Consider the following 26406-nt stretch of genomic DNA (forward strand, 5'->3'; position numbering starts at 1 on the left):
AGCTTTCGATTAGCCCGAAGGCTGGATGCCGCCTTCGCTGGCTGTTTGCCTTTGCCCCCAATCAGCAATGGACTCCAGAAACGACGCTACTACGCCAACTTTGATGACGTGGAATGCGTGCGATCCTCCGCGCGCAACTATGCCTGCGAATCCGACTTCTAGACCTTCGTCGCCGGCAACCAGAGCGAACGCCGAACCCCCGCTCATTCCGTCCGGATTGAAGTTAAGCGGCCGATCAGGAAGGACGCGGAACAGTGATGTGTCTGACGGCTCGTCATCATCCAGCGCGCATACCACCTGGCGTCGCGCGAGACCGATGTGGTTGTTCTCGGCTACATCATAAAGCTGATCGTTGAATGGGCACCCCGTGACCAAGAACCCCAGCGGGTCGGGCGGCATCCGCTTCGGTGCAAAATTGTGAAAGCGGGAGCGAAACTCCGGGTAAGCGTCGGCCGGTTCGGTAAAGTCGAAAGCGATAAGGTCATAGGCGTCAGTATCGCCGCTTGGTGAAAAATGCCTCATGCCGCCGGAGGTAACAAACTGCCCCCCGTCCTCTGTCAACATGCCCACCCGCTGCCGATCGACCCCCACAAGTTGGTGCTGCGTGCAGAGCAATAGGTATCGACCTCTAAAACGCAGACCAGTGCCTGTTCCACGTAGGGTGATCGGGTACTTGGGATTGTCGTCGCCAATGAAGATGTTAAACGCGTACCTGCCAAGCGCCTTGTCGAGTGATCTGCCAGGTATGGCAACGCCGTTGAATAGCGCGCTTGTGCCGATGAGATGATCCATGGACAGATCCGCGCGGTCAGACATTTTTTGGGCGCCCTCTCCATTTGGCTCTAGAGGTTAGGCACGTGCCACCGAGACAGGTCCGAATCCTGTATCCCCAACCGGATAAGGTGCGGGGAGCGATCAAAATACCCCTTACGTTTCAAAGGGGGTCAAAATCCCGCACTTTGCCGTAAGTGATTGATATTAAAAAGATTTGGTGCCCCCCGCCGGACTCGAACCGGCACGCCTTTCGACAACAGATTTTGAGTCTGCCGCGTCTACCATTCCGCCAGAGGGGCACTCCAAGCGGGGACCTGCCTAGCCTAAGCCTCATGCGGCATCAAGCACCTAGAGCGTTTCATCGTCCAAACGCGACGCTGAAGCGCTCCGGTTATTGACGTTGCCGCGCTTTCGAGGCGGAAAACTCTACTACTCCGCGCCTTCGCAGGGACAGGCCGTTTTCCCGAATGCGCTTATACGATCGGCGGTACGAAGGGGTAGTCGGTGTCGCGGCGCGGCGGCGGCAGGTCTTCGTCGGGGATCTGCTGTGCGGCGGTTTCGATCTCTTCGCCGTGCGGCACTGCTTCGATGCCTTCGGCGTGCCTCAGGATCGCGGCGGCCGGGCCGGCATGGGCTTCGTCGACGCGGGCGCTGACGATCGCGCCACCGCGCTCGAGTTTCTCGGCCAGGACCTTGGCCTCGGTTTCAGGAACGCCGGCACTGGTCAGCGCGCCGATCAGGCCGCCGGTTGCCGCTCCGACGCCGGCGCCGGCGAAGGCGCCGATGGCGGTGGCAAACAGCCAGCCGGCAGCAACCACCGGGCCGAGGCCCGGAATGGAAATGATGCCAAGCCCAGCCAACAAGCCGCCGGCGGCGCCCAGTCCGGCCCCGACTTCGGCGCCGGTGGTGGCGCCTTCGCCGACCTCGTCAGGCTCGAAGTCGGGCGGGGTATTGGCGACAAAGCTGATGTCAGCGTGGGCGATGCCGGCCTCGTGCAGCGCATGTACGGCGGCGGCGGCATGCTCGTAGCTGTCGAACTGTCCGATGATGGTCTGCATCTCGACTCTCCTTGCTGGTGCTACAACGAGCAAGGAGGTGAGCGTGTTCCCTGAGGGCGCTTCTAGGCGCCCAGTGCCAGGCGAGCGAGGTAGACCGCCAGCACGCCGCTCAGCATGGCGGCAAACAGGTTCCGGCTGACGAGATAGACCAGCGCGGTGACGGCGGCGGCGATGGCTTCGGCGGCGCCGCCGGCGAGAATCGCGGGCGCAACCAGCGCGGCCAGCACGGCGCCCGGGACGTGCTTCATCCAGCTGGCAACGAAACCGGTGGTGGGCAGCCGGTTGGCAAGCAGCAGGCCGCCGGCGCGGATGGCGAAGGTCACTGCGGCCATGCCGAGGATGGCGATCAGCGCCTCAAGCGACATGGCGGCGCTCCCGGATGGTCTCGGCAAGGGCGCCGGCAAAGCTGCCGACCAGGCCGCCGACGATGATGTACCAGTTGCCCTCGATCAGCTTCGAAGTAAGGATGGCGGCGAGCGCGCCGACGATCCACGGCACCAGGTCGCCGCGGCCCCGCCACATGCCGAGCAGCAAGGCGAGGAAGGTGGCGGTGAAGGCGAAATCGAGCCCATATTTGGTGGGATCGTCGATGAACGCCCCGAGCACTCGGCCGCAGAGGGTCGAGCCCATCCAGGCGAACCAGCTGAGGACGCCGGTGCCGATGAGGAAGGCGACACTGCCGGTGCCCTTCCGGACCTCGGCCATGGTCATCGCCCATTGCTCGTCGGAGACGAAGAACATGGCGCCCAGCTGTTTGGGCAGCGACAGATGGCCGACCAGCGGCCGAAGCGTCGCTGACATCAGCAGCATGCGGAGGTTGACGATGCCGGCGGCGATGACGATCGACAGCACCGGCAGGTTTCCCGGCGTCCACATATCGAGCGCCACGAACTGGCTGGCGCCGGCAAACACCAGCCCGCTCATCAGCGCCACTTCGAGGACGCTCAACCCGGCTTGGCCGGCGAGCACGCCCCACACCACGCCGTAGGCGGCAATGGAGACGGCGACGGGCAGGAACATACGGACGCCGAGCCAGAACTGCGCGGGTCCGCTATGGGGGGCGGGGGCATGCATGGGCGGGGACGCTACATCAGGTTGGTGCGGTGGCGCGATGACATCTGGTGATCGACCCCATTCATCGCAATGATCGAGGCCGTCGATTGCAGGTCAGATGGCACGGGTCATGCCGCCATCGACAAGCAGGCTCTGGCCGGTGACGTAGGAGGCGTCGTCGGAGAGGAGGAAGGCCACGACCTTCGCCAGCTCCTGGAGTTCGCCGTAGCGACCGACCGGGATCTTCTGGCGGCGGGCTTCGACGGTGTCGTAATTGTCGAGAAAGCCGGGCAGCACGGCGTTCATGCGGATGCCATCGGCGCCGTAGCGGTCGGCATAGAGCTTGGTCCAGGCCTGCAATGCCGGGCGCAGCGCCGACGACATCGGCATCGCGAGATCCGGCGACTTACCGGCAAAGCTCGAAATGTTCACTGCCGCGCCCTTGCCGACGGCAAGGAAATGCGGCGTCACCAGCCGCATCAGGCGGACCGGGTTCAAGACGATCATATCGAAACCGTGTTGCCAGTCGTCATCGGCCATGGCGCCGATATCGCCACTGGGGACATGGCCGGCATTGTTGACCACGGCATCGATGCGGCCATGCTTCGTGATAGTGGTTTCGACGAGGCGCTGCAGGTCGGCGGGCTCGGTGAGCGAGCCGCGCACCGCGGTGGCGGAGAGCTCGGCGGCAACGGCCTCGACCTGTTCCGAGCGGGCGAACAGCACCAGCTGGTAATCGCGAGCGGCGAGCTCGCGGGCGATGGCGGCGCCGATGCCTTGGCCGGCTCCGGTGACGATGGCGATGGGTCTGGTCATGGGCGGGAGACTACACGAGGTGGCGGGCCTGGGGGATGAGAGTTGCTGATTGCAGCTATTCGCCCGGCTGATCGGGAACCAGCGCCGCGACGAGGCGCCGAGCTTGCTCCGGCGCGGTCAGGATCGGCACCATGGCGGTCAACTGGTCGATGCCGCCGACCGGGAGCTGCCGCAGCATCGGGTCGGCAATGGCGCCGCGGAGGCCGGCAGCGATCGCGTCGGCATTGATCACCTGGAACGGGCGGGTGAAGTAGGAGGCGATGCGCGGCGGCACCGCGCCGGGGATGCCATGCTCAAGTTGCAACTGTGCCAGATGCTCGGCGGCGCGGGCAATGGCGGCTTCGCGCTGCTGCCAGTCGGCTGCCTCCAGCGCCTCGGCCAGCAGCGGCTGCAGCACCGTCGCACTGTCGAGCCGGGCAAAGGCGGTACCGAACCATTTGGGGTAGGGCGCATAGCGGCGCTCGACCAGGAAGGCGATGCGCATCAGGTGCTCGACGAGGCGTGAGCCGATGACCCGGGAGCCCAATGCATCGCCAAGCTCCCCGGTACGGCCAACGAAAGCGCGTTCCTCGCCGATCGCGTCCCATTCGGTCGCGAGGCGCAGCAGCCGGACGTCGCGCGGAAAGTAGTCGAGCCGCTGCCGCAGGTCGGCGAGCTGTCCGCCATCGTCGCGGAACACCGCGCCGGCGATGAGGGTGAGCAGGCGCTGTTCGGGAAAGCTCAGCCAGTCGGCATTGGACCATGGGCCGAGAGCAGCGCCGACCTGACGGCGCAGCAGCGCCTCGAGCGTCATCAGCTCGGCGCCGTGATCCGAGGTGTGCCAGCCATCGGCGCGAACGTGACGGCCAAGGCTCTCATACCGGATGGTCCAATCCTCGAAGCGTTCGGGCAATTGCGCATCCAGCGCCGCCATCAGCACGTCGGCGTGGGCGAAGTCCGCGGCATCGAGGATGATCTGCACGGTCGGACCGTAATTGTGGTCGGCCGACATCTCGGTGTCGAAGCCCAGCACCTCGGAGCCATCACCGAGCCGAGCAGCGGCATAGCTGAGCTGCGGCAGGGCCCGGGCGATGATCGGCGCGACCAGTGATTCGTAGAAGCGGCGCGACAGCTGGAGGCCGGTGGTCATTGCTTTTGCCTTTGTCCGACATGGCCGGTCAGGAGCGCCCGGACGTTGACCGGCGCGCGGGGCGGGGCTAGAGAACCGGCGTGCGTTCATACCCCATCGTGCTCCGACCCGCCTGCATCTTCAGCTGAGATGTGAAGTGGCCCGCCTCGCGACCCGGTCGACTCGACCGGCCGCTGGTCATTTGGGGCCCAACGCCGTCGCATAATTTACGGGTTTCGGAGTTCACTCGATGAACAATCTCTCAAGGCCGCTCTGGCAGCGTTTCCTCGTCTTTCTCGTGCCGCTGATGCTCAGCAACATCCTGCAGTCGCTGTCGGGCACCATCAATAATATCTATATCGGGCAGATGATCGGGGTGGAGGCGCTGGCCGCCGTCTCGGTGTTCTTCCCGATCATGATCTTCCTCATCTCGTTCGTGATCGGCCTCGCTTCGGGCGCGGCGATCCTGATCGGCCAGGCGTGGGGCGCCAAGAACCTCCTGAAGATCAAGCAGGTCACCGGTACGACGCTGACCGTCGGTTTCCTCATGGGCCTCGTCGTCGCGGTGTTCGGCGGCTTTTTCGCGCAGAACCTGATGGAACTGCTCGGGGCGCCCGCCGACATCGTCGCCGAAGCGACGGCCTATGGCCGGATCGTCTTGATCGGCATGCCCGGGTTCTTCCTGTTCCTGATCATCACCTCGACGCTGCGCGGCGTCGGCGACACGGTAACGCCGCTGCTGACGCTGATCTTCTCGATCGGGGTGGGGCTCGTCGTCACGCCGGCGCTGATCCAGGGCTGGTTCGGCCTGCCGCAGATCGGCGTGCTCGCCGCGGCGGTGGCGTTCATCGCCGGCTTCGTCGTGGTGCTGATCTTTCTGTTCTTCTACCTCAACTACAAGAAGAGCCCGATGGCGCCCGACGCCGAGTTGATCCGGCATCTGAAGGTGGATTTCCAGCTGCTCGGGCTGATCCTCAAGCTCGGTATCCCGGCCGGCGTCGCCATGGTGGTGTCGTCGATCTCGGCCATCGTCATTGTCGGCATCATCAACCGCTTCGGCTCGGACGCCACGGCGGCCTATGGCGCGGTCAACCAGGTGCTGAGCTATGTGCAGTTCCCGGCCATGTCGATCGGCATCGCCGCTTCGATCTTTGCCGCCCAGGCGATCGGGGCGCGGCGCTTCGACGAGGTGGAGAAGGTGACCCGCACGGCGCTGTTGATGAACCTCATCGTCACCGGGGCGCTGGTGACGATCGCCTACCTCTTCTCGCAGCACCTGGTGCGGCTGTTCATCACCGACGAAGCGGTGGTGCAGGTCGCCGAGCGGCTGCTGCACATCGTGTTGTGGAGCTGCCTGGTGTTCGGCTGGGGCTCGGTGTTCTCGGCGGTGATGCGTGCTTCGGGCGATGTATGGATCCCGATGGCGCTGTCGCTGGCAGCGATCATCCTGGTCGAAGTGCCGGCGGCGCTGACGCTCAGCCACTTCTTCGGGCTCGAGGGCGTATGGTGGGGCTACTGCATGAGCTTCACGGCGCTGCTCACCTTCCAGGCCACCTATTATCTCGGCTGGTGGCGGAAGAAGGAAATCACGGCGCTGGTCTAGGGACGGATAGCACGTCCCAGGCGGCCATCGCGCCGTCGATGACACGCTCAAGGGCGGCGCCGCCGGCGCCGTCTCTCGCCTGCAGGGCCAGCCCGTTCAGCACCGTGGTGTAGAACTGCGCCATGGCGTCAGCATCGGCGCCATCTGGCACATCGCCATCAACCATCCCCTTCCGGATCCGCGCCGCGAACGAGCCGGTCGAGGCGTTGCGCAGCATGGCCAGATGCGCCCGGACCTCGGCGTTCTGCGGTGGGCCGACGGCGGCGGCGAGCACGATCATGCACCCCGATGGGATGTTCGGATCGGTGTAGGTCTCCGCATTGGATCGCAGCAGCGACTCAATCGCTCCGCGCGCCGTGGGCACGTCCCCCAGGGTTGGCCCGTAGGTGCGCACGTAAAGGTCGAGCGCCTCGTAGAACAGCTGCTCCTTGGAGCCGAAGGCGGCATAGAGGCTCGGCTTGCCGACGCCCAGCGCCTCGGTCAGGTCGTTGACCGAGGTGCCCTCATAGCCGCGCTCCCAGAACAGGCGCATTGCCTGGTCCAGTGCCTGGTCTCGATCGAACTCGCGGGGACGGCCTGCCAAAATCGGGTTTCCGGATGATTGTCTACCGATCAGTATAAAATTCTTGACGCTGCATCGCAACCGTCATAGCCAATTGTGTACCGATCGGTAGAAAATGGAGATCCGATATGACTGACCTCGAACTTTCCGGCCGCGTGGCCCTTGTCACCGGCGGCAGCCGCGGCATCGGCGCAGCCACCGTGCTGGCGCTCGCAGAGGCCGGCGCCGACGTTGCCTTCACCTTCGAGCGCAACGGCGAGAAGGCCGGCGAGATCGAACGAGAGGTCACCGCCCTCGGCCGGCGCGCCATCGCCATGCAGGTGGATTCGGCCGACCCCGAGGCGGTGATGGCCGCCGTCGACCGCACCGCCCGAGAACTGGGGCGCATCGATATCCTCGTCAACAATGCCGGCGTCGGCACTGGCGGGCCGTTCGGCGATGTCACGGTGGAGAACTTCGACCGGCTGTTCTCGATCCACGCCCGGGCGCCGTTCTTCGCGACGCAGGCGGCGGTGAAACACATGAGCGAGGGCGGGCGGATCATCTCGATCGGCACCAATATGGCGACCCGCGTGGCCGGGCCGGGGCTCAGCCTCTATGTGACGAGCAAATCGGCGCTGGGCGGCATGACCCGGGCACTGGCGCGCGAGCTGGGGCCGCTGGGGATCACCATCAACACCGTCGATCCGGGCTCGACCGATACCGACATGAACCCGGCGGACGGGCCGATGGCGCCGTCGCAGATGGGGCTCAATGCGCTCGGCCGCTTCGGCGCCGCCGAGGATATCGCGGCGGCGGTAGTGCATCTTGCCGGCCCCGGCGGGCGGAGCATCACCGGCACCTCGATCCTCGTCGACAGCGGCTTCAACGCCTAGAACGCCATCGCGCTGGCCTACTGGAAAATCACCGCTTGACTTAGAGTGCACTCGAACTCCTAGCCTCGTCTCTCGTCGTGGCAAGGAAGGCAGAGATGAAGATCGGTCAACTGGTCGAGCGTTCGGGACTCACCGCCCATACGATCCGCTATTACGAGCGGATCGGGCTGTTGCCCTATGCCGACCGGGACCAGTCGGGCCAGCGCGATTACGATGCGTCGATCCTCAGCTGGATCGAATTTCTCGGCCGCCTCAAGGCGACCGGGATGCCGATCCGGGAAATGCTGCATTACGCAGCTTTGCGTGACCAGGGTCCCGCAACCGAGGCGGCGCGTCGCGAACTGCTGGAGCGGCACCGCGAGAAGGTGCGGGCCCAGCTGGCCGAACTCTCCGAGAGCCTCCTTGTCCTCGACGCCAAGATCGCCGGCTATGCCGGCATATCGAAGAGGATGAAGGAATATGACGCACTCCCAGAACGCCGCAAGCGACCGGCAACCGTCAGGCGGGCAGCCGCCCGCTGATAGCCGCTTGGCGACGCGAACCCTCGGGCCGCTGACTGTTTCGACCGTCGGGCTGGGCTGCATGGCGATGAGCCATGCCTATGGCGGCCAGGACGAAGCCGATGCCGTCCGCACGCTGCATCGCGCCGTGGAACTGGGCGTCACGCTGTTCGACACCGCCGAGGTCTACGGGCCGTTCACCAACGAAATCCTGGTCGGCAAGGCGCTGCAACCATTTGGCGACAAGGTGGTGATCGCCACCAAGTTCGGGTTCAAGATCGACCCCAGCAAGTCGGACATCGGCGCCATGGCCGGTGTCGATGGGCGGCCCGAGCATGCCCGCGAAGTGGCCGAGGCGTCGCTCAAGCGCCTGGGCGTCGAAGCTATCGACCTGTTCTACCTGCACCGCGTCGACCCTCAGGTGCCGATCGAGGATACGGTGGGCGCCATGGCCGAGCTGGTGCGGCAGGGCAAGGTCCGGGCGCTTGGGCTGTCCGAAACCAGCGCCGATACCCTGCGCCGGGCGCATGCCGTGCATCCGATCGCGGCGCTGCAAAGCGAATACTCGCTGTGGACGCGCGATCCCGAGGGCGACATCCTCGACACCTGCCGTGAGCTTGGGATCGGCTTCGTGCCATTCAGTCCGCTGGGCCGCGGCTTCCTGACCGGCACGATCCAGAAGCCGGAAGATCTCGGCGCCACCGATTTCCGGCGCAGCCTGCCGCGCTTCAGCGAGGCGAACATGGCGGCCAATGCCCGCCTGGTGCAACTGCTCGAAGCGATGGCGGCAGAGAAGGGCGTGACGGCGGCGCAGCTGGCGCTCGCCTGGGTGATCCACCAGGGCGATTTTATCGTGCCGATTCCCGGAGCACGGCGGATCGCGCATCTCGAGCAGAACGTCGCCGCGGCGGGCATCACGCTCTCGGCGGAGGAGCTGAAGACGCTCGGCGAACTGCTGGCGGCCGAGAAGTTCTCGGGCAAGCGCTATGGCGACAGCGGCGCCTGGGTGGCCAAGCGCTAGTCGAGCCCAACCACAGATGTCATCCCCGCGTAGGCGGGGACCCAGAGCGATGCTTCAACAACAGCGGGTGTAGAGCATCCCACTGGGTTCCCGCCTTCGCGGGAATGACGCCGGTGGGAAGGTGAAGATCTTGGCGTTGTAGGTCCAGGCCCTACCGCGTCTTACCCCAGCGTTCGAGCCAATCGACGCCGAAAGTTACCATCTCGGCGGCGGGGACGAACACTGAGTTCGCCTCGCCGACCTTGCCCCGCTTGCCGCGGCCGGTGGCGAGGAATTGTTCGACGATGGTGGCGAAATAGCCCTCGGGCAACCCGTCCGGCGGATCGCCGGTGTCGAACTCCTCGAACCAGCGCCAGACCGTTTCGCCGTCGACGAGGATCGGGGCCTCGTAGCGCAGGATGCGCTTGTTGGGGAAATTGGCGAGGTGCTCGGCATGGTGCAGCAGCGTCATGGTGTCGAGCGGGGCGCCCAGCATCAGCACCTTGCCCTCGGCTTCGACCAGTTTGCCGAGCGGCGATTGCGGGCCATAGCCATAGTCGAGCGCATGGTCGGCGGTGAACCACTCGGCCTCGCCGCCGAGCGCCGCCATCGAGGCGCCAGGGCTGCCGCTGCGCAGCGCGCCGGGCGTGGTGCGGAGCGCCTCGGGCCAATAGCCATTGTCGCGGATGGAGCGGGAGCGCTCGGGATCGAAGGCGGCGATATGCCGGCGCATCGACGGGTCGTCGCGCAGCTCGTCCTCGAGCTGCCAGTCGCAATAGCCGAGGATGGTGCCGGCCGGACCGATCACGTCGCGCAGCGCGTCGATGATATCGTCGGGGCCGTTCACCAGCTTGCCGACCTGGCGCAGCGCGGCATGCACCAGCACGGCATCGCCATCGGCGAGGCCGATGGCGCTCAGGTTGTCAGCGAGGCTGGAGCGGGTTGCAACCCCAACCGTCACCTGGCGGCGCCGGCGTAGCGCCGCTCCGGCGGGTGCTGGTCAGTGGCGTCGTCGTGCAACCCGTCATACTCGAGCCGGGCGCTCTGCACTTCGCCCTGATGCTCCTCGGCCCAGGCCCAGAGCGAGCTGATCGGCCCCTGCAGGCTCTGGCCGAGCGGGGTCAGCTGGTACTCAACCCGCGGCGGGATCTCGGGATAGACCGTGCGGGTGACGAGGCCGTCGCGCTCGAGGTTACGCAGCGTCAAAGTCAGCATGCGCTGCGAGATGCCGCCGATGGTGTGGCGCAGCTCGTTGAAGCGCATGGTCTTCTTGCCGAGATAGCCAACGATCATGACGCTCCACTTGTCGCCGATGCGATTGAGGATGTCGGCCATGGCGTTGCAGGTCTCGCTCCGGCCGGGAATGGGTTTCATCTGGTGCCTCCAACGGGCAAAATCACTTTAGGCACAAATATAGACACGGTTACTCCTTGTGACTAGGGGTGCGCAGCGCATGTGGGCCGTTGCCTTGGAACAGTGAAATGCTCTAGGGGAGCGTAGAACGTTCAACACGAAGGAGATAACGATGGGGCGGATCGAAGAACTGGTCGACCGGATGACGCTCGAGGAGCAGGTGAGCCTGTTATCGGGTGAGGATTTCTGGTCGCTGCCGGCAATCGATCGGCTCGGTATCGGCAAGCTCCGCGTCACCGACGGGCCGAACGGAGCGCGCGGCGGCGGCTCGCTGATCGGCGGGGTGAAGTCGGCGGCCTTCCCGGTGGGGATCGCGCTCGGCGCCAGCTGGAACGTCCGGCTGCTCACCGAGATCGGCACGGCTTTGGCCGAGGAGGTGAAATCGAAGGGGGCGCATGTGAGCCTCGCGCCGACGGTGAACCTCCATCGCTCGGTCAGTAACGGGCGCAATTTCGAGTGCTACTCGGAAGATCCGATCCTCACCGCCAGCCTGGCGGTCGGCTATATCGAAGGGCTGCAGGGGCAGGGCGTTTCGGCGACGATCAAGCATTTCGCCGGCAACGAATCGGAGATCGAGCGCACCACCATCAGCTCCGAGATCGACGAGCGGACGCTGCGCGAACTCTATCTCGTGCCGTTCGAATGGGCGGTGAAGCGCGCCGGCACCTGGGGCATCATGAGCTCCTACAACAAGCTCAACGGCACCTTCACCAGCGAGAACCCCTGGCTGCTCGACCAGGTGCTGCGCCGGGAATGGCACTATGACGGCGTGGTGATGTCGGATTGGTTCGGCTCGCACTCCACCGCGCCGACGGTCAATGCCGGGCTCGACCTCGAAATGCCGGGGCCGCCGCGCGACCGTGGCGAGAAGCTGGTGGCGGCGGTGGAAGCCGGCGAAGTCAGCCGCGAGACGCTGCGGGCCCGCGTCCTCGACGTGCTCCGGTTGATGGAGCGGACCGGCGCGCTCGATGATCACAGCGAGTGGGCGGAGCAGGCCGACGACCGCGCCGAGCACCGGGCGCTGATCCGTCGCGCCGGCGCCGAAGGCGCAGTGCTGCTGAAGAACGCCGGCGATCTGCTGCCGCTCAGCGGGTTGGGCAAGCTTGCGGTAATCGGGCCCAACGCCAAAGTGGCGCAGATCATGGGCGGCGGCAGCGCGCAGCTCAATCCGCACTATCGCGTCTCGCCGTGGGACGGCCTGGTTGCTGCATTGGGCGAGGCGCGTCTCAGCTATGCGGCGGGATCGACCAACCACCGGTTCGAACCGCTGCTGCGCGGTGGGTTCACGGCCGAGTATTTCGCCAACGAGACACTTGCCGACGCGCCGGTGTTCACCGAGACGCTGGAGGAAGCGCAGGCCTTCTGGATCGGCCGGGTTGGCGGCGGCAAGGTCGATCCGCTGCATTTCTCGGCCCGGCTCACCGGGCGGTTCACGCCTGAGGCAAGCGGCGAGCACCGGGTCGGCATCTACAGCGCCGGCTTCTCGCGGGTGCTGGTCGACGGCAAGCTGGTCGCCGATGCTTGGACGAACTGGAGCAAAGGCCGCACCTTCTTCGAGGAAGGCTGCGACGAGGTGGTGGGTACCATCAATCTGGAAGCCGGGCGCAGCTACGAGGTGGTGATCGAGTTCGCCACCAAGCCGTTCGCGACGCTGGGGCTTGCGGCCTTCGCCGCCGGCATCGGCTTGCCGCTCGGCGATGCAGCGATCGCCGAGGCGGTCGAGGCGGCGCGCGACGCCGAAGTGGCGCTGGTGTTCGTCGGGCGCAACGGCGAGTGGGACACCGAGGGCAGCGACCTCGACTCGATCACCTTGCCCGGCCGGCAGGACGAGCTGATCGCCGCCGTGGCGGTGGTGAACCCGCGCACCGTGGTGGTGCTGCAGTCCGGCGGGCCGGTGGAGATGCCGTGGCTCGGCGAGGTCGCGGCAGTGCTCGAGGCCTGGTATCCGGGGCAGGAGGCCGGCAACGCCATTGCCGACGTGCTGACCGGCGCAGCCGAGCCGGGTGGCCGGCTGCCGCAGAGCTTTCCGGTCAAGTGGGCGGACAATCCGACCAATTCGCAGGATCGCGAAATCTATCCCGGCCTCGACGGCAAGGTGCGTTACGAGGAAGGCGTGTTCATCGGCTATCGCCACTACGATCGCCACGGCATCGCGCCGCTGTTCCCGTTTGGCTTCGGGCTTGGCTACAGCAGCTTTGCGGTGTCGGAACTCGAACTGGATGCCTCTGGGTTCGAAGCGGATGGCCGGGTGAGCGTTTCGGTGACGGTCGAGAACACCGGTCGCCGGGCCGGCTCCGAGGTGGTGCAGGTTTATGTGTCGGCCCCGGATGCGACGGTGTCACGGCCGGCCAAGGAGCTGAAGGCATTCGAGAAAGTGCATCTGGGCCCCGGCGAGCGGCAGCGGCTGACGCTGCAACTCGATGACCGGGCCTTCGCCTACTATCGCACCGAGGCGCAGCACTGGCTGGTGGAGCCGGGGCGGTATGTGATCCGGGTGGCGCGGCATGCGGCGGATGTGGGGCTGTCGGCAGAGGTGGTGCGGCGGGATCGGTTGCTGCTGCCGGTGTGAATGACGGCGAGGCCGGTGCGCTTGGCCACCCCCACCCAGCTTCGCTACGGCTCCGCCTAGCTGCGCTACCCTCCCCACAAGGGGGAGGGAGAGCAGAAGCCGCAATCTCAGTATGCGTCTCCCTCCCCCTTGTGGGGAGGGATCAAGGGTGGGGGAGCCCCACGCTCAGACTCAAGCCGCCTTGCTGAACTGCGCTGCGTGCATGCCGACATAGAAATCGAGGTTCTCGTCGGCCAGCCCGAGGCCATCCATCACCGCGGCCATGAAGCTCACCGGCGAGGTGCCGCCGGCGGTGACGACGCGGCCGTCGGTCACGGCCGCGGGCGTGTCGCGATAGAGCGACTTCCCCTGATAGCCGGTGAAATCGAGATAGCGGTCGCCATTGCTAGTGTGGCGAATGCCGTCGAGCAGTCCGGCTTTGGCGCCGGCCACCGTGCCGTCGCAGATCAGCCCGATGAGCTTGCCCTGCTGTTTGGCCGCGGTCAGCAGCGGCGCCAGGTCGGGGGCCTCGGGCGACTGCCAGATGGTGCCGCCACAGACGATGATCGCGTCATAGTCGGCCACGTCGATCGCCTCGAGCGCCAGTTCGGGAGTGACCGTCATGTTGCCCGACGAGGTCACCGGCTTGCCGCCGGGGGTCGCGTACTTGGTTTCCACCTTGTAGAAGCTGTGCGCCACGGCGTTGAGCAGGGCGGTCTCCCAGTCGGCGAAGCCTTCGGTCAGGATGGTGAGGATGGTGGTCATTTCGTCTCTCCTTGGTTTTCGATGCGAGAAGGCTAACCGCGCCCGGCACCCGATTTTGTCAGCAGCGATGCACAGCTAATGGCCAAGCGCTCGGAACGGCTGCTCAACCTGATGCAGGCGCTGCGGCGGCGGCGCCGCCCGGTGACGGGGGCGGTGCTGGCCCATGAGATGGGCGTGTCGCTGCGCTCGGTCTATCGTGACATCGAGACGCTGAAATCGATGGGGGCGGCGATCGACGGCGAGGCCGGGGTCGGTTTCCAGCTGCGCGCCGAGCACTTCCTGCCGCCGCTGATGTTCACCGACGAGGAGATCGAGGCGCTGGTGCTGGGCCTGCGCGGGTTGATCTACGGCCCCGATGGCGAGATGGCGGCGACGGCGCGCGATGCTTCGAGCAAGATCGAGGCGGTGCTGCCGAGGGCCAAGCGCGACGAGATGCTGTCGGTGGGGTTGTTCGTCATTCCGCCACGCACGGTCGACGAAGCCAACCCGCTGGGGCGGCTGCGGCGGGCGTTGCGCGAGGAAAAGCAGGTCTGGCTCGGCTATCGCGACAAGGGCGGCGCCACCAGCGAGCGCACCGTCTATCCGGTGGCACTGGGCTATTTCGAGGGCTATCAGACACTGGTGGCCTGGTGCACGCTCCGGCACGACTTCCGTAACTTCCGGGTCGACAGCATCAGCGCGCTGGAGGTGCTGGAGGCGTCAATGCCGGAGCCGCGCCGTACGCTGTTCCACCGCTGGTCGAGTGCCCTGAATCTGCCCGACTTAACGTAGAAGGAACCGCCGTGCTTCAAAATCATTTGAGCGGGCCCCGGCGGCGGTTGAGCGACACGGGCCGGATTGCTAGAACGCTGCCAATTCCGAGACGGTCTGCATCTGGAGGCGCCTTGCTCGCGCATCTTCGCCGGCGCATCGCCGCCAGCCTGTTGGTCATCCTCGCCACCCTCGGCATGACGCCCGCCTGGGCCAATCCGTTGCTGCTGGTCGATGCGAACACCTTTGAGGTGCTCTATGCCGAGGACGCGGGCGTGCCGTGGCATCCGGCGTCGCTCACCAAGCTGATGACCGCTTATGTGGCGTTCGCCGCCATCAAGGCCGGCACCGTCAACCTCGATACCAAGGTGAAAGTGTCGAAGAACGCCTGGAACCAGGCGCCGAGCAAATCCGGCCTCAAGGTGGGCGCTTCGGTCACCATGAAGGATGCGCTTTATATCCTCGTGGTGAAGTCGGCCAACGACATGGCGGTGGCGATTGCCGAGACGGTTTCGGGCTCGGTGCCGGCCTTCGTCGAGGAGATGAACGGCATGGCCACAGCGATGGGGCTCAGCGCCACGCATTTCGTCAACCCGCACGGGCTGCATAACGAAGGCCAGGTGACCTCGGCGCGCGATCTCGCCATCCTGGCGCTGATCCTCAGGCGCGATTTCCCAGAGTACCTGCCGATGTTCGGCACCGAAGCGGTGAAGCTGGGCAAGGCCAAGCTCGAATCCAATAACGGGCTGCTCGAACATTTCGCCGGCACCACCGGCATGAAGACCGGCTATGTCTGCGCCTCGGGCCTCAATATCGTCGCGACGGTGGAGCGCGGCGGTCGCTCGATGCTGGCGGTGGTGCTGGGCGGCTCCTCGGCGCGCGAGCGCAATGAGATGACGGCCGAGCTGTTCCTGCGCGGCCTTTCCGGGGCGATCAGCGGCACCGGGCAGAACGTCGTGCAGCTGAGCAATATCGACGAGCCGCCGGTGAATATGCGCTCGCAGATCTGCGGCAAGGAAGCCAAGGCCTATGTCAAAGAGCGCGAAGCGGCGTTCCCGATGGGGCTCAAGGGCCATCCGAGCTACCTGACCGACGAGATCGACGGCGTGACCTATGCCGCCACGGATCTGGGCATCGTCGTCGACGACGTGCCACTGCCGCGCCCACGCCCGACCTGGGCTCCAGCGGCGGTTGCCTCGGTCGAAGACTGATAGAGACAGCCCCCTCCCATCCTCCCCCATGAAGGGGGAGGTGCCGCATCCAGTGTTTGGCACCATCTCGACACAGCCTCGACTCTTCACCTCCCCCTTCATGGGGGAGGCCGGGAGGAGGCCGTCCGCTTCAGTCAGCCGCCTTCACGATCGCAAAGCGCAGCACGTCAGCCTCGCCGCTGACTTCGCAGGTGTGGCCGTTCTGCCGGCAGTAGAGCGGGATATCGATCTTGGCCATCGGGTCGGTGGCGAGCACGATGAACGAAGCGCCTGCCGCCAGCTGCGACAGGCGCTTTTCCATTTTCAGCACCGGCAGCGGGCATTTCAGCCCGCGGCAGTCGATGATCTCGGCGTCAGTCGTCAAGCACCAGCACCCAATAGACGCCGTGCGACGAGTTGGGCTCGTAGGCGACGCCCAGGCCAGCGCGCTTGGCGGTGAAATCGGCAATCGCCGCGGCATCGGCCGGCACGGCGCGCCAGCCCGAAAACACCTCGGCAAAAGTGGTGTAGCCGGCGCTGAGCCGCATCGCCACGGCGCCCGCCGGCAGGGTCGGCTGCGCGCCGGTCTTGGCGTAGGCGGTGGCGAGCGACTGGGCGGTGTTGTCGAGCACGGTGTCGCCACGCACGTCGGCGGCGCCTTGGGCCCGGCGGAAATCGTTGAGCAGGAACAGCGCCTCGACGCGGTTCAGCTTGGCGCCCGGCTGGTTCATCGGCGCCGACAGGCCCGGCGACAGCTGGCCGCCACCACCACCCATCGAGCAGGCGGCGAGACCGGCGGCAAGCGCTGCGGCGAGCGCGATGCGGGCGAGGGCGGGATATCCCTTGAGGGTCATGGTCGGTCCTCCTTGTACGGCCGGGGAAGTCCGGCATGGCCTCATGCAGTGGTGACCCCGATGAGATTCGAACTCATGGCCTCAGGATTAGGAATCCTGCGCTCTATCCTGCTGAGCTACGGGGTCACTGGGTTGCGACATAGCAAATGCGGCGCTTCGGGGGAACCACCCCGTTCGCGGTTGTCGGTGCCGCAGATGCGCGCACCGGTTGCGGCGCCGCGGAATCTTCGAGCGCCCATCGCCTCGGCTAGTGCGTACCACCCACTGCCGGGTATTCCACCAGCCGGATAGCGTCGCGCTTGACTTCGATCAGGGTCGGTTTGCCGCCGATGATCGCTGCCGATGCGATGGCGAAGTGGTTCGTGTAGGCAGCGACGTGGAAGCGACCATGTCCGTCATTGACGAGCACGTAGGATGGGACGATAGCCGGACTGGCGGAGTGGAGAACGATGTCGGACACCCCACCAATATCGAGCACCGTCACGTTCCGCATCCAGGAGTACGGCGTCTCGTTGCGGTTGAGGTAGGGGTCGGCCGGGCCGTCCACCAGCTCGCTGGTCCGGTCGGTGAAGTTGCCCTTGCCGTCATTGACAAGGATTTGCACTGCACTGCCGCGATAGCCGCCGCCGGTCGAGATGACCACCAGGTCGGCGTAGTCCTTGCTGGTGAGATAGATCGGCTGGATGTCGGCGATCACAGCGCCGACGATTTCGCCGGTAATGGCGCCAGTATGATCCGCCAGCGGCGACTTCGGCAGCGCGATGGGGGCTTTGCGGTTGAGCCGGCCCTTGCCATCATTGAGGAAGATGCGGGAGTCCCATCTGCTCTGATCGGCGGAGCCGAGCACCAGGTCGGCGAGACCATCGCCGTTGACATCGGCCATCGCCGACGAGGTGAATTTCGGGCCGTCGCGGTGGATCGACGAGGGCAGGTTATTCGCCCGGTCGACAAGGATGCCGTCGAGACGGCTCACATAGTATTCCGGGATGTACATGTCGTTCGCATAGATGCCCCAGCGCCCCTGTTGGTCGATGACCCCGGCGCTCACGTCGTGGGTGAATTGCGGCGCCTTGGGCAGCAGCTCGCTGCGATCCTCGAGACGGCCGTCGCCGGTGGGGAGCAGCAGCGTGTTGGTGGTGCGCGGAAACGGCGGTGCATCGTAGCCGCTGCTGCCGATGAACACGCCGAGATCGCCGCTGACGTTGAAGGGCGCGGTCGCCAGGTTCAGCGGGTAATCGACCAGCGGCACCGCGCCCTTGATGACGTCGGCCGTACCGTCGACATAGGTGTTCCTGTCGCGGTCGTAGGTGAGGATCTGCACCGGCAGCGGGATGCCGCCCACATTGAGCACCCACAGGACGAACAGGGCGGGATAGTCCGGATCGCCGAGCCGCACCGGCACCACATCGACGATATGGGCGCCGGTCCTCGGGACTTCGAATTCCACCGGAATCGCCTCGGGTTCGACGTGGCCATAGTCCATCCCACCCGTCAGATCCGGCGCCGGAGCGCGCGCTTCGAGGCTGGGTGGCGTCAGAAGCCCGGCCTGCCGGTCAGCCACCACCGGATCGTAGGCGACGCAGCGCTCGAGTTCGGTGGCGGGTGCCGAAGGATCCACGCGCTTGCCATTCTCGATGAAGGCGAAGCTCGCCTTCCAGGAGTCGTCGAGCCGCGCCAGGTAGGTCGTGAGCAGGTGTGTTTCGGTCTGGCGGACGATGCGTAGCCCGTTGTTGCCGTCGTGCTCGAACAGCATCGCGTAGTCGCCAGCTTTCATCTGGTAGCCGTTGCGATCGACGCCATCGGCATCGATCTGGCGCACCCGGATCTTGCCCGGAGTCGGCTGCGACAGGCGACCACCGGAATAGTCCTGGCTGACGCACTCCGCCTCGCCACACAGATAGAGCGTCCCGCTGGCTCGCAGGCAGGCATCTGCGTCAGCAGCGTAGAAGCCGCTCAGCGCCTCCTGCGCTGTTGCAACTGTGGGGAGCAGCAGCAAGCCTGCGGCCAGTGTGCGGGTCAGCGGGGCTTTGCCGATTGCCCTGCCGAATGCGCGAAATGCTCCCATGCTCCCCGTCATGCTTCCCCCAAGCCACGGTTTTCTATTGAGGAAAGACTATTGCCGCCGCAGGACTGGGTAAAGTCGCGAACCGCCGAACCCGGAGTGATCAACCCGGCGGCAGAGCGGTGCGGCTCCACTCCGTCCGAGTCATTGGCTCAACCCGGCCAAGCCGCGCGAGCGCCTGCCGACGGCGAGCGAGGTGAAGCTTGCGACCTGCCCGGCGATGGCGGTTTCGGTGGGCAGCCGTTCCATCGAGCTCGCGCCGTAGAAGCCGTGACACGTCTCCGTCCGCTCCAGCACATAGCGGGCATCGTCGGGCATGGCGATGGGGCCGCCGTGGCAGAGGACGATGACGTCGTCGCGGACGGCGCGAGCCGCGGCGGACCAGGCGTCGATCTTTTCGATGCAGTCGTCGAGGGTGAGCGCGGTTTCGGCGCCGATCGCGCCGCCGGTGGTGAGGCCGAGGTGGCAGACAATGATGTCGGCGCCGGCTTTGGTCATCGCCACGGCGTCGCCGCTGGAGAAGACATAGGGCGTGGTCAGCATCTGTTTTCTGGCAGCGCGCGCGATGATCTCGACTTCGAGGGCATAGCTCATGCCGGTCTCTTCGAGGTTGGCGCGGAAGGTGCCGTCGATCAGCCCGACAGTGGGGAAGTTCTGGATGCCGGCGAAGCCCAGTGCTTTGAGCTCATCGAGGAACTTGTCGGGGATCAGGAAGGGGTCGGTGCCGTTCACACCCGCCAGAACCGGGGTGTGGCGGACCACGGGGAGGACTTCGTGGGCCATTTCGACGACGATGTCGTTGGCGTTGCCATAGGCCATGAGGCCGGCGAGCGAGCCGCGGCCGGCCATGCGGTAACGGCCGGAATTGTAGATGACGATCAGGTCGATACCGCCGGCTTCCTCGGCCTTGGCACTCAGGCCCGTGCCGGCGCCGCCGCCGATGATCGGAATGCCCGTAGCGATCTTCCGGCGCAGTTTGAGGAGGATGTCTTCGCGGGAAAGTCTGGTCATGGGGCTCGGGTCTCAGGCTGGAGAAAGGTCGCGGAAGTTCGCCACCAGCGCGGCAGCGAATTCGGGGTCATTGATGTGCAGGTCGAGTTCGACCAGTTGCCGGTTTGGCGCCGCCTGCCAGTCGGAGCGGATGGTGTCGAAAAGCACCCGGTCGGCCGCGGGGTCGTGGAACGGCTGGCCGGGGGCATCGATGGCAGAGACGCCGTGCAACGGGAGGAGGAAACGGACCGGTCCTTCCATGCGGTTGAGGCGCGAGACGATGAATTCGCCAATGCGGCGGTTCTCGTCGGGGGTGGTGCGCATCAGGGTGACCTGGGCATTGTGGACATGCAGCTGCCGGCCCTGGAACTGGGGTGGGACAGTTTCCTTTGCGCCGAAGTTGACCATGTCGACGGCGCCGACCGAGCCGACATAGGGCAGGCGGGTACGGATCACCGCGCCGAAGCGGTCTTCGGTGGCGGGGAAGACGCCGCCGACCAGCAGATCCGGCACCTCGGTGGTGGTGACGTCGATCAGCCCGGCGACGAGGCCGGAATCGGCAAGCTTTTCCATCGATTGCCCGCCGGTGCCGGTGGCGTGGAAGGTGTAGACCTCGTGCGTCGCCTCCATCGCCTCGCGCGCATAGGTGACGCATTGGGTGGTGACGCCGAACATGGTCATCCCCAGCCCCGGCTTGTCGGCGCCTGAAGCGGGCGTTGTGGTGAGTGCCATGCCGGCAGCGGCGTGCGCGGCGTTGCCGATCACCTGGCGCGAGATGGCGTTGAGCCCGGCGATATCGACCACCGAGTACATCATGGTGAGGTCGTTCGGCCCGACATAGGGCGCGGTGTTGCCCGAGGCGACGGTCGAAACCATCAACTTCGGCACCCCGATCGGCAGGGTGCGCATCGCCTCGGTGACCAAAGCGGTATTGCCGGTGCCGCCGAGGCCGAGCACGGCGCCGATATCGTCGCGGCTCGCTAGATAGCGACTCAATGCCCGGGCCATAGCCGACACCGCCTTGCCGCGATCGGTGAGGCCGAGCATGGCGCTCGAGCCTTCCGGATGGTGTGTCGCGACCACGCTCGCCGCGACATCGGCGCCGGCGCCCGCCTCTCGGGTGCCGACATCGACGAGCACCGGTTCGGCGCCTGCGGCGCGGACTCGCTCGGCGGCGTAGCGCAGTTCCGGACCCTTCGTGTCCATGGTTCCAACCACGTAGACTTTTGCCATTTCCTCCCGCTTTCCGGGCTTCCTGGCCCTTCAGGCGCGGCCTGCCGCCGCTGTTTCGTATGCAATAGCCATACCGTGCATTTTCCATATTGTATATTCTTGCAGTGATTGTATACAAATGCGCATCGGACAACGAGGCCGCGACGACGCAATGAACGACATCCGACACCTGACCCTGCGTGAGCGCATCTACGAGGAAATCGTCCGGATGATCGTCTCGGGCGAGCTGCCCTCCGGCGCGCCGCTCGACGAGAAGGCGCTGACCGAAAAGCTGCAGGTGAGCCGGACGCCGTTCCGCGAGGCGCTGGGGACGCTCAGCAAGGAAGGGCTGATCGAGATCAAGCCGTATCGCGGCTTCTTCGTCCGCAGCTTCTCGAAGAAGGAAACCGAGGACCTCTACGAGCTCAGGAAGACCCTCGAGTGCTTTGCGGTCGAACTGGCTGTGCCGCAGATGAGCGATCGGCACATCGCCAATTTCGAGCGCATCCTCGATGAAGCCGTGGCGGCGCTGAAGGCCGACGACATGGTGGCCTATGGCCAGGCCGACCGCGAGTTCCACGAGACCATTGCCGAGCTTTCCGGCAATGCCGCGCTGATCGAAACGCTGAGCCGGCTGGCGCTGCAGATCCAGATCGGCCGCACCATCGCCAATGAGAGTCACACCTTTGCCGAGGACGCGGCGCGCGAGCGCGACGACATCCTCGCCGCCTTCCGCCGCCGCGACATCAAGACGGCGGCGGCGCTGATGCACGCTCACATTTCCGACGTGCAGCGCACCGTGCTGGCGCGCTTCGAGGAGGTGAAGCCGGCCAAACGCTAGAGGGCAGTATCGCCCGAGCCCAGACGACGCCGGCCAACCGGCGCGACACCAAGAGGAGGACCACCATGTTGAGACGAACCCTGATGGCTTCGGCCGTGGCGCTTGCTGCCGCCGGACTGCTCGCCGTGCCGACTCTGGCTGAGGCGCAGACCCTGACGGTCTGGGCCACCGACCAACTCGCCGATCCGCTGGTCGCCGAGGTGTGGAACAAGCTGAAGGCCGATTTCGAGGCCGCCAACCCGGGCGTCACCGTCGAGTACATGCCGCCCACCGGCACCATCTCGAACGGCGCCGTACAGGCCGCCATCCAGTCCGATGCCGGCCCCGATGTGCTGCTGACCAATTCGGGCATCGGGCGCGTCACCACGGTGGTCAACGCCAAGCTGATCGCGCCGCTCACCGCGCACTATTCGGACATGGGCTGGAAGGACAAGATCTTCCCCTGGCTCTATGAGATCCTCGGCAGCCAGTTCGGCGGCGAGATCTACGAGGTGCCGGATGGCATCGACGCGATCGGGCTCTGGTACCACAAGGACCTGTTCGCCGAGAACGGCTGGACCATTGGCGGTAGCTGGGCCGATTTCGAAGCGCTGCTGCAGAAGATCAAGGACAAGGGCCTCGAGCCGCTGGCCGTCGGCCCGCGCAACAATGCCAATGGCGGCCACCTGATGGGCAATTTCCTGCAGGCCGCGGCAGGCACGACGGTGATGGGCGAGGTGGTGACGGCCAAGAAGTCGTGGAGCGATGCCGAGCCGCTGCTCGGCGCGCAGCGCGTCGTCGACTTCGCCAAAAAGGGTTACGTCAGCGCCCAGATGGCGGGGCTGGACCTCGAGGCGGCAACGCGGCTCTGGACCAACAAGCGCGCCGCGATCTTTTTCGGCGGGCCGTGGTTCATCAATAATGCCCGGAAGAACGAGTACCCGATCGACAATATGGGCTTTGCCACCATCCCGAGCGACCTCGCCGGGGAGAGCAAGCCGACCGGCGGCATCGGCTGGAGCTGGATGATCCCGGTCAGTTCCAAGCAACCCGAACTCGCCGCCAAGTGGATCGACTACATCCTCTCCGACGAGGTGATGCGCTTCAGGGCCGAGCACAAGACCGGCACGCAGATCTCGCCGCGCGCCATGCCCGACCTCAATCCGGCGGTGCCGGTGATGGCCGAGGTGTTCGCGGCGGCGGCCAATGGGGTGGGCTTCAACCCGTCGGTCTACATGCCCGGCGCAGCGCTCGACACCTACTTCCAGGTGATCCAGGGCCTGATCGGCGGCCAGGTCTCGGCCGAGGACGGCATGGCGCAGATCCAGGCGAAGATCCCGGCGCTGTAATACGGAGCTTCGGCTCCGTCACCTTCTCCCCTTGTGGGAAGCGGACGAGGGCGCAGCCCTCGCCGCGAGGTGCCCGAAGGGCGGATGAGGGGTTTCTCTCCGCGAACTCAGTCGCCCTTCGTTTCACTCAGGTCGCGCGACACTTCGTGTCACGAACCCCTCATCCGGCCTATCGGCCACCTTCTCCCACAAGGGGAGAAGGCCCCGACTGAGAGTCCTGGCCAATGACCAGACTGACCACCACAGCCGATCCCGCGGATCTCCGCGCGCCTGCCGCCCCCCGCCGACGTCGCGCCGATGGCGCGCGTGACGGGTTCGGCGCGGCCTTCGTGCTGATGCTGCCGGCGATCGCGCTTTATGCACTGTTCAGCCTGACGCCGATCCTCCTAACCATCTGGATCAGCTTCACCAATTCGGGCGGCTTCAACACCGAGGCGAATTTCGTCGGCTTCGACAATTACCTTCGCGCCACCGAGGACCCGATCATCTGGCAGAGCCTCGGCCGCACCTTCCTGTGGCTGTTCTACCATGTGGTGCTGGCCGGTGGGCTCGGGCTGGCCCTGGCGCTGGCGATCGGCCGGCTGAGCCGCACGCGGGTGTTCTTCCGCACCGCGTTCTTCCTGCCGCACCTCGTCTCGCTCGCGGTCGTGGGGGTGATCTGGGCCAATATCTACGACCCGTTCTATGGCCTTATCAACACGGCGCTGACCCAATGGGGGCTCGCCGGCTGGGCCAAGGGCTGGTTGAGCGACCCGCTGCTGGTGCTGTTCTCGGTGAATGTCGCGAGCTCCTGGCAGGGCTTCGGGCTCTACATGCTGCTGTTCATCGCCGGGCTGCAGAACATCGACGGTACGCTCTACGAGGCGGCCGAGATCGATGGCGCCAACGGGTGGCAGAAGCTCTGGAACGTCACGCTGCCAGGCCTGAGCGAGGTGATGACGTTCGTGTTGTCGCTCGCCATGATCAACGGGCTCAAGGGCTTTGCCACGGTGTTCGTGATGACCAATGGCGGGCCGTTCTACGCCTCGGAAATCATCACCACCTACATCTATCGGCTCGCCTTCCAGGCGCAGGATCATGGGCTCGCCGCGGTGCTCTGCATCCTGATGAGCGTCCTTGCCATCACCATCACCGTTGCGTTCAACCGCTGGCGCGCGAGGAAATCGTCATGAGCAGACGCAAACCCGCCGAATGGCCGATGGTGGCGCTGCTGCTGCCGGTGTTCGCCATTATCCTGGGGCCGTTCCTGTGGCTCGTCACCTCGAGTTTGAAGACCGAGGCGGAGATCGGGCGCGGCGATCCGTTCGCGCTGCCCAAACAGCTGATGTGGCAGAACTACGCCGATGCCTGGAATATCGGCGGCTTCGGCTCCTTGATCGGCAACAGCCTGATCAATGTGGCGGGCGTGGTGGTGCTGACCCTCATCGTCTGCGCCCCGGCCGGCTATGCGCTGGCCAAGATCCGCTTTGCTGGCCGCGAGTGGACCTTCTACGCCTTCATCTTCGGGCTCACGATCCCGATCCAGGCGATCATCATTCCGCTCTATCAAGTGCTGTTCAACCTCTCGCTGATCAACTCGATGGCCGGCGTGGTGCTGGCGCAGGTAGCGAATGGCGTCCCGTTCGGGCTGTTCCTGATGCGGAGCTTCTTTCTCGGCGTGCCGAACGAGTTGAGCGAAGCGGCGAGGATCGATGGGGCCAATCATTTCCAGATCCTCACCCGAGTGTTCCTGCCGCTGTCGCAGCCGGCCATCTCGGCGCTGCTGATCATCTCGGCGCTGTCGACCTGGAACGATTTCTTCCTGCCGCTGGTGGTGCTGATCAGCCCCGGCAACCAGACCCTGCCGCTCGGCCTCGTGCGGTTCGCGTCGACCTATTCCACCGATTTCCGGCTGGTGTTCTCGGGCACCGTGATCACCTTCCTGCCGGTCATCATCCTCTACATCCTGACCCAGAGGCGCTTCACCGAAGGCCTCACGCAAGGCGCATTGAAAGGCTGAGTTATGCCGCACCACGTTCCGCGGGAGATCCGCTACAATTTCGAGTACGAGCGGCGGCTCAAGGCCTGCTTCATCGGGGCGGGCGGCCATGCCTATCGCAATGTCTACCCGACCTTCCGCTATGCGCCGGTCGACCTCGTCGCCATCTGCGATCTTTCGAAGGACCGCGCCGATGGCTTCGCGCGGGTGTTCGGGGCCGAGCGCACCTATACCGACCACCAGGCGATGCTCGCGGCCGAAAAGCCGGACGTGGTGTTCATCGTCACCAGCTACACCAAAGATGGGCACGTGCAGGCGACGCAACTGGCCAAGGACGTGGTCGAAGCCGGCGCCCATGTGTGGATGGAAAAGCCGACGGCGGCGAGCCGGGCGGAGGTCGAAGAGCTGATCGCGGTGTCGAAGCGCACCGGCAAGAACATCATGACCGGGCTGAAGAAGACCTTCTTTCCCGCCATCGAGAAGCTCAAGGATATCGTCACGGCGCCGGAATTCGGCCGGCTGACCTCGCTGGTGGTGCGCTACCCGCAGGCGCTGCCGGCGCCCGACAAGCGGGGCGACCTCGTCGCCATGCAGTCGGTGATCGACCACATCTACCACCCGGGCGCGATCATCAGCTTTCTCGCCGGCGAGATCGAGCGGGCAAGCTTCGAGTGGGCCGAACCGACCGGCGCCACCATTGCCAGCCTCAAGTTCAAGTCGGGCGCCATCGGGGCGCTGCATTTCAGCGCCGGCCAGAGCTGGGGCGGGCCGCTCGAGCGGGTCGAGGCGATCGGCGAGGGTAGCCACGCGGTGGTCGAGAACGGCGTGAAGCTGACGCATTACCGCAAGGCCAAGCTCCCGAGCTATGGCCGGGCCTCGAGCTGGATCCAGCCCGAGGAGAGCGCCACGGTGGTGTATGAGCCCGAATTCTCGCTTGGCCAGCTCTACAACAACAACATGTTCACGCTGGGCTATGTGCCCGAAGTGCTGCATTTCTGCGAGGCGGTGCTGGAGGGGCGGGCGGTGAGCAAGGGGACGCTCGAGACGGCGCTCGACATCATGAAGCTCTACGACTTTTACGCCACGACGCCGCATGGCGTTTCGGCGGCGATCTGAGCGGGGAGCC

At 65.6% G+C, this 26406-nt stretch carries 27 protein-coding genes and 2 tRNA genes; 12 read left to right on the plus strand and 17 right to left on the minus strand.

Features of this window, described 5'->3' with window-relative positions; translation table 11 throughout:
• Positions 1-9 precede the first annotated feature (9 nt).
• The 7 genes from ACSQ23_RS21645 to ACSQ23_RS21675 all read right to left on the minus strand — a co-directional run bounded on the left by ACSQ23_RS21645 (position 10) and on the right by ACSQ23_RS21675 (position 4830).
• Complete coding sequence (locus tag ACSQ23_RS21645) at positions 10-792, minus strand: hypothetical protein (RefSeq protein WP_436091873.1); 783 nt, start codon at positions 790-792, stop codon at positions 10-12.
• Between the two features lie 197 nt (positions 793-989).
• A tRNA-Leu gene (locus tag ACSQ23_RS21650) sits at positions 990-1073 on the minus strand.
• Between the two features lie 174 nt (positions 1074-1247).
• Entirely contained in the window at positions 1248-1832 is a 585-nt protein-coding gene (locus ACSQ23_RS21655) for a hypothetical protein (RefSeq protein WP_436091874.1), read from the minus strand.
• A gap of 62 nt (positions 1833-1894) precedes the next feature.
• Positions 1895-2197 carry an AzlD domain-containing protein gene (locus tag ACSQ23_RS21660; RefSeq protein ID WP_069912675.1) on the minus strand — a complete coding sequence of 101 codons (303 nt, stop codon included), beginning with the start codon at positions 2195-2197 and terminating at the stop codon, positions 1895-1897.
• Entirely contained in the window at positions 2187-2852 is a 666-nt protein-coding gene (locus ACSQ23_RS21665; protein WP_436091875.1) for an AzlC family ABC transporter permease, read from the minus strand. Before ACSQ23_RS21665 ends, ACSQ23_RS21660 begins: the two co-directional genes overlap by 11 nt.
• 147 nt (positions 2853-2999) lie before the next feature.
• Positions 3000-3701 (minus strand): SDR family oxidoreductase, encoded by a 702-nt coding sequence (locus tag ACSQ23_RS21670; protein ID WP_436091876.1) that lies wholly within the window; start codon positions 3699-3701, stop codon positions 3000-3002.
• Positions 3702-3756: 55 nt separating this feature from the next.
• On the minus strand, positions 3757-4830 hold the full coding sequence (locus tag ACSQ23_RS21675; protein WP_436091877.1) for a DUF4037 domain-containing protein: 1074 nt from the start codon (positions 4828-4830) through the stop codon (positions 3757-3759).
• A 229-nt stretch (positions 4831-5059) separates the two neighbouring features.
• On the opposite strand from ACSQ23_RS21675, the gene ACSQ23_RS21680 reads away from it, so the two are divergent.
• Entirely contained in the window at positions 5060-6412 is a 1353-nt protein-coding gene (locus tag ACSQ23_RS21680) for an MATE family efflux transporter (protein WP_055886569.1), read from the plus strand.
• On the opposite strand, the gene ACSQ23_RS21685 is transcribed toward ACSQ23_RS21680, so the two are convergent.
• On the minus strand, positions 6396-6944 hold the full coding sequence (locus tag ACSQ23_RS21685) for a TetR/AcrR family transcriptional regulator (RefSeq protein WP_436091878.1): 549 nt from the start codon (positions 6942-6944) through the stop codon (positions 6396-6398). The two genes, ACSQ23_RS21680 and ACSQ23_RS21685, sit on opposite strands and share 17 nt — an antisense overlap.
• A 158-nt stretch (positions 6945-7102) precedes the next feature.
• On the opposite strand from ACSQ23_RS21685, the gene ACSQ23_RS21690 reads away from it, so the two are divergent.
• The 3 genes from ACSQ23_RS21690 (at position 7103) to ACSQ23_RS21700 (ending at position 9370) form a co-directional block, all read left to right on the plus strand.
• A complete protein-coding gene (locus ACSQ23_RS21690) occupies positions 7103-7849 on the plus strand; it encodes an SDR family NAD(P)-dependent oxidoreductase (RefSeq protein WP_436091879.1) in 747 nt (248 codons plus the stop codon).
• Positions 7850-7944: 95 nt separating this feature from the next.
• The gene (locus ACSQ23_RS21695; RefSeq protein ID WP_436091880.1) at positions 7945-8370 is read left to right on the plus strand and encodes a MerR family transcriptional regulator; all 426 of its coding nucleotides are present in this window, start codon (positions 7945-7947) and stop codon (positions 8368-8370) included.
• Positions 8371-8377: 7 nt separating this feature from the next.
• Positions 8378-9370, plus strand: coding sequence for an aldo/keto reductase (locus tag ACSQ23_RS21700; protein ID WP_055886555.1), 993 nt, complete (start codon positions 8378-8380; stop codon positions 9368-9370).
• Between the two features lie 151 nt (positions 9371-9521).
• Here ACSQ23_RS21700 and aac(3) read toward each other — a convergent pair whose 3' ends face one another.
• Positions 9522-10310 carry an aminoglycoside 3-N-acetyltransferase gene (gene aac(3), locus ACSQ23_RS21705; RefSeq protein ID WP_436091881.1) on the minus strand — a complete coding sequence of 263 codons (789 nt, stop codon included), beginning with the start codon at positions 10308-10310 and terminating at the stop codon, positions 9522-9524.
• Positions 10307-10723, minus strand: a complete 417-nt coding sequence (locus tag ACSQ23_RS21710) for a winged helix-turn-helix transcriptional regulator (RefSeq protein WP_055886548.1) — start codon at positions 10721-10723, stop codon at positions 10307-10309. Before ACSQ23_RS21710 ends, aac(3) begins: the two co-directional genes overlap by 4 nt.
• Before the next feature lie 151 nt (positions 10724-10874).
• Between ACSQ23_RS21710 and ACSQ23_RS21715 the strand changes: the two genes are divergently transcribed.
• Positions 10875-13331 carry a beta-glucosidase H gene (locus ACSQ23_RS21715; RefSeq protein WP_436091882.1) on the plus strand — a complete coding sequence of 819 codons (2457 nt, stop codon included), beginning with the start codon at positions 10875-10877 and terminating at the stop codon, positions 13329-13331.
• A gap of 171 nt (positions 13332-13502) precedes the next feature.
• On the opposite strand, the gene ACSQ23_RS21720 is transcribed toward ACSQ23_RS21715, so the two are convergent.
• Positions 13503-14075 (minus strand): DJ-1/PfpI family protein, encoded by a 573-nt coding sequence (locus ACSQ23_RS21720; protein ID WP_436091883.1) that lies wholly within the window; start codon positions 14073-14075, stop codon positions 13503-13505.
• 78 nt (positions 14076-14153) lie between these two features.
• Between ACSQ23_RS21720 and ACSQ23_RS21725 the strand changes: the two genes are divergently transcribed.
• A complete protein-coding gene (locus ACSQ23_RS21725; protein WP_436091884.1) occupies positions 14154-14846 on the plus strand; it encodes a helix-turn-helix transcriptional regulator in 693 nt (230 codons plus the stop codon).
• Positions 14847-14959: 113 nt separating this feature from the next.
• Positions 14960-16036 carry a D-alanyl-D-alanine carboxypeptidase family protein gene (locus ACSQ23_RS21730; RefSeq protein WP_436091885.1) on the plus strand — a complete coding sequence of 359 codons (1077 nt, stop codon included), beginning with the start codon at positions 14960-14962 and terminating at the stop codon, positions 16034-16036.
• 130 nt (positions 16037-16166) lie between these two features.
• On the opposite strand, the gene ACSQ23_RS21735 is transcribed toward ACSQ23_RS21730, so the two are convergent.
• The 6 genes from ACSQ23_RS21735 to ACSQ23_RS21760 all read right to left on the minus strand — a co-directional run bounded on the left by ACSQ23_RS21735 (position 16167) and on the right by ACSQ23_RS21760 (position 21154).
• Positions 16167-16400 (minus strand): sulfurtransferase TusA family protein, encoded by a 234-nt coding sequence (locus tag ACSQ23_RS21735; RefSeq protein WP_055886530.1) that lies wholly within the window; start codon positions 16398-16400, stop codon positions 16167-16169.
• On the minus strand, positions 16390-16869 hold the full coding sequence (locus ACSQ23_RS21740) for a CAP domain-containing protein (protein ID WP_436091886.1): 480 nt from the start codon (positions 16867-16869) through the stop codon (positions 16390-16392). The genes ACSQ23_RS21735 and ACSQ23_RS21740 overlap by 11 nt, the downstream gene beginning before the upstream one ends.
• A 49-nt stretch (positions 16870-16918) precedes the next feature.
• Positions 16919-16995: transfer RNA gene (locus tag ACSQ23_RS21745), tRNA-Arg, on the minus strand.
• A gap of 121 nt (positions 16996-17116) precedes the next feature.
• Positions 17117-18934, minus strand: coding sequence for an FG-GAP repeat domain-containing protein (locus ACSQ23_RS21750; protein ID WP_436091887.1), 1818 nt, complete (start codon positions 18932-18934; stop codon positions 17117-17119).
• Positions 18935-19075: 141 nt separating this feature from the next.
• The gene (locus ACSQ23_RS21755) at positions 19076-19942 is read right to left on the minus strand and encodes a phosphoenolpyruvate hydrolase family protein (protein WP_436091888.1); all 867 of its coding nucleotides are present in this window, start codon (positions 19940-19942) and stop codon (positions 19076-19078) included.
• Between the two features lie 12 nt (positions 19943-19954).
• A complete protein-coding gene (locus ACSQ23_RS21760) occupies positions 19955-21154 on the minus strand; it encodes a Tm-1-like ATP-binding domain-containing protein (RefSeq protein ID WP_436091889.1) in 1200 nt (399 codons plus the stop codon).
• Between the two features lie 151 nt (positions 21155-21305).
• Between ACSQ23_RS21760 and ACSQ23_RS21765 the strand changes: the two genes are divergently transcribed.
• The 5 genes from ACSQ23_RS21765 (at position 21306) to ACSQ23_RS21785 (ending at position 26396) form a co-directional block, all read left to right on the plus strand.
• A complete protein-coding gene (locus ACSQ23_RS21765; RefSeq protein ID WP_055886511.1) occupies positions 21306-21974 on the plus strand; it encodes a GntR family transcriptional regulator in 669 nt (222 codons plus the stop codon).
• A gap of 65 nt (positions 21975-22039) precedes the next feature.
• A complete protein-coding gene (locus ACSQ23_RS21770; RefSeq protein WP_436091890.1) occupies positions 22040-23302 on the plus strand; it encodes an ABC transporter substrate-binding protein in 1263 nt (420 codons plus the stop codon).
• A 224-nt stretch (positions 23303-23526) separates the two neighbouring features.
• Positions 23527-24474 carry a carbohydrate ABC transporter permease gene (locus ACSQ23_RS21775; protein WP_436091891.1) on the plus strand — a complete coding sequence of 316 codons (948 nt, stop codon included), beginning with the start codon at positions 23527-23529 and terminating at the stop codon, positions 24472-24474.
• Entirely contained in the window at positions 24471-25301 is an 831-nt protein-coding gene (locus ACSQ23_RS21780; protein WP_436091892.1) for a carbohydrate ABC transporter permease, read from the plus strand. The genes ACSQ23_RS21775 and ACSQ23_RS21780 overlap by 4 nt, the downstream gene beginning before the upstream one ends.
• Before the next feature lie 3 nt (positions 25302-25304).
• Positions 25305-26396, plus strand: a complete 1092-nt coding sequence (locus tag ACSQ23_RS21785) for a Gfo/Idh/MocA family protein (protein WP_436091893.1) — start codon at positions 25305-25307, stop codon at positions 26394-26396.
• The last annotated feature ends 10 nt before the right edge of the window (positions 26397-26406 follow it).

The organism is Devosia sp. LjRoot16 (assembly GCF_964252795.1).
Taxonomy (GTDB): domain Bacteria; phylum Pseudomonadota; class Alphaproteobacteria; order Rhizobiales; family Devosiaceae; genus Devosia_A.

Bases quoted from the DNA above. Each gene is read 5' to 3' on its own strand.
- ACSQ23_RS21645 (WP_436091873.1), bottom strand. From the start codon at position 792: ATGGATCATCTCATCGGCACAAGCGCGCTATTCAACGGCGTTGCCATA.
- ACSQ23_RS21655 (WP_436091874.1), bottom strand. From the start codon at position 1,832: ATGCAGACCATCATCGGACAGTTCGACAGCTACGAGCATGCCGCCGCC.
- ACSQ23_RS21660 (WP_069912675.1), bottom strand. From the start codon at position 2,197: ATGTCGCTTGAGGCGCTGATCGCCATCCTCGGCATGGCCGCAGTGACC.
- ACSQ23_RS21665 (WP_436091875.1), bottom strand. From the start codon at position 2,852: ATGTTCCTGCCCGTCGCCGTCTCCATTGCCGCCTACGGCGTGGTGTGG.
- ACSQ23_RS21670 (WP_436091876.1), bottom strand. From the start codon at position 3,701: ATGACCAGACCCATCGCCATCGTCACCGGAGCCGGCCAAGGCATCGGC.
- ACSQ23_RS21675 (WP_436091877.1), bottom strand. From the start codon at position 4,830: ATGACCACCGGCCTCCAGCTGTCGCGCCGCTTCTACGAATCACTGGTC.
- ACSQ23_RS21680 (WP_055886569.1), top strand. From the start codon at position 5,060: ATGAACAATCTCTCAAGGCCGCTCTGGCAGCGTTTCCTCGTCTTTCTC.
- ACSQ23_RS21685 (WP_436091878.1), bottom strand. From the start codon at position 6,944: ATGCGCCTGTTCTGGGAGCGCGGCTATGAGGGCACCTCGGTCAACGAC.
- ACSQ23_RS21690 (WP_436091879.1), top strand. From the start codon at position 7,103: ATGACTGACCTCGAACTTTCCGGCCGCGTGGCCCTTGTCACCGGCGGC.
- ACSQ23_RS21695 (WP_436091880.1), top strand. From the start codon at position 7,945: ATGAAGATCGGTCAACTGGTCGAGCGTTCGGGACTCACCGCCCATACG.
- ACSQ23_RS21710 (WP_055886548.1), bottom strand. From the start codon at position 10,723: ATGAAACCCATTCCCGGCCGGAGCGAGACCTGCAACGCCATGGCCGAC.
- ACSQ23_RS21715 (WP_436091882.1), top strand. From the start codon at position 10,875: ATGGGGCGGATCGAAGAACTGGTCGACCGGATGACGCTCGAGGAGCAG.
- ACSQ23_RS21720 (WP_436091883.1), bottom strand. From the start codon at position 14,075: ATGACCACCATCCTCACCATCCTGACCGAAGGCTTCGCCGACTGGGAG.
- ACSQ23_RS21725 (WP_436091884.1), top strand. From the start codon at position 14,154: ATGGCCAAGCGCTCGGAACGGCTGCTCAACCTGATGCAGGCGCTGCGG.
- ACSQ23_RS21740 (WP_436091886.1), bottom strand. From the start codon at position 16,869: ATGACCCTCAAGGGATATCCCGCCCTCGCCCGCATCGCGCTCGCCGCA.
- ACSQ23_RS21750 (WP_436091887.1), bottom strand. From the start codon at position 18,934: ATGGGAGCATTTCGCGCATTCGGCAGGGCAATCGGCAAAGCCCCGCTG.
- ACSQ23_RS21755 (WP_436091888.1), bottom strand. From the start codon at position 19,942: ATGACCAGACTTTCCCGCGAAGACATCCTCCTCAAACTGCGCCGGAAG.
- ACSQ23_RS21760 (WP_436091889.1), bottom strand. From the start codon at position 21,154: ATGGCAAAAGTCTACGTGGTTGGAACCATGGACACGAAGGGTCCGGAA.
- ACSQ23_RS21765 (WP_055886511.1), top strand. From the start codon at position 21,306: ATGAACGACATCCGACACCTGACCCTGCGTGAGCGCATCTACGAGGAA.
- ACSQ23_RS21770 (WP_436091890.1), top strand. From the start codon at position 22,040: ATGTTGAGACGAACCCTGATGGCTTCGGCCGTGGCGCTTGCTGCCGCC.
- ACSQ23_RS21775 (WP_436091891.1), top strand. From the start codon at position 23,527: ATGACCAGACTGACCACCACAGCCGATCCCGCGGATCTCCGCGCGCCT.
- ACSQ23_RS21780 (WP_436091892.1), top strand. From the start codon at position 24,471: ATGAGCAGACGCAAACCCGCCGAATGGCCGATGGTGGCGCTGCTGCTG.
- ACSQ23_RS21785 (WP_436091893.1), top strand. From the start codon at position 25,305: ATGCCGCACCACGTTCCGCGGGAGATCCGCTACAATTTCGAGTACGAG.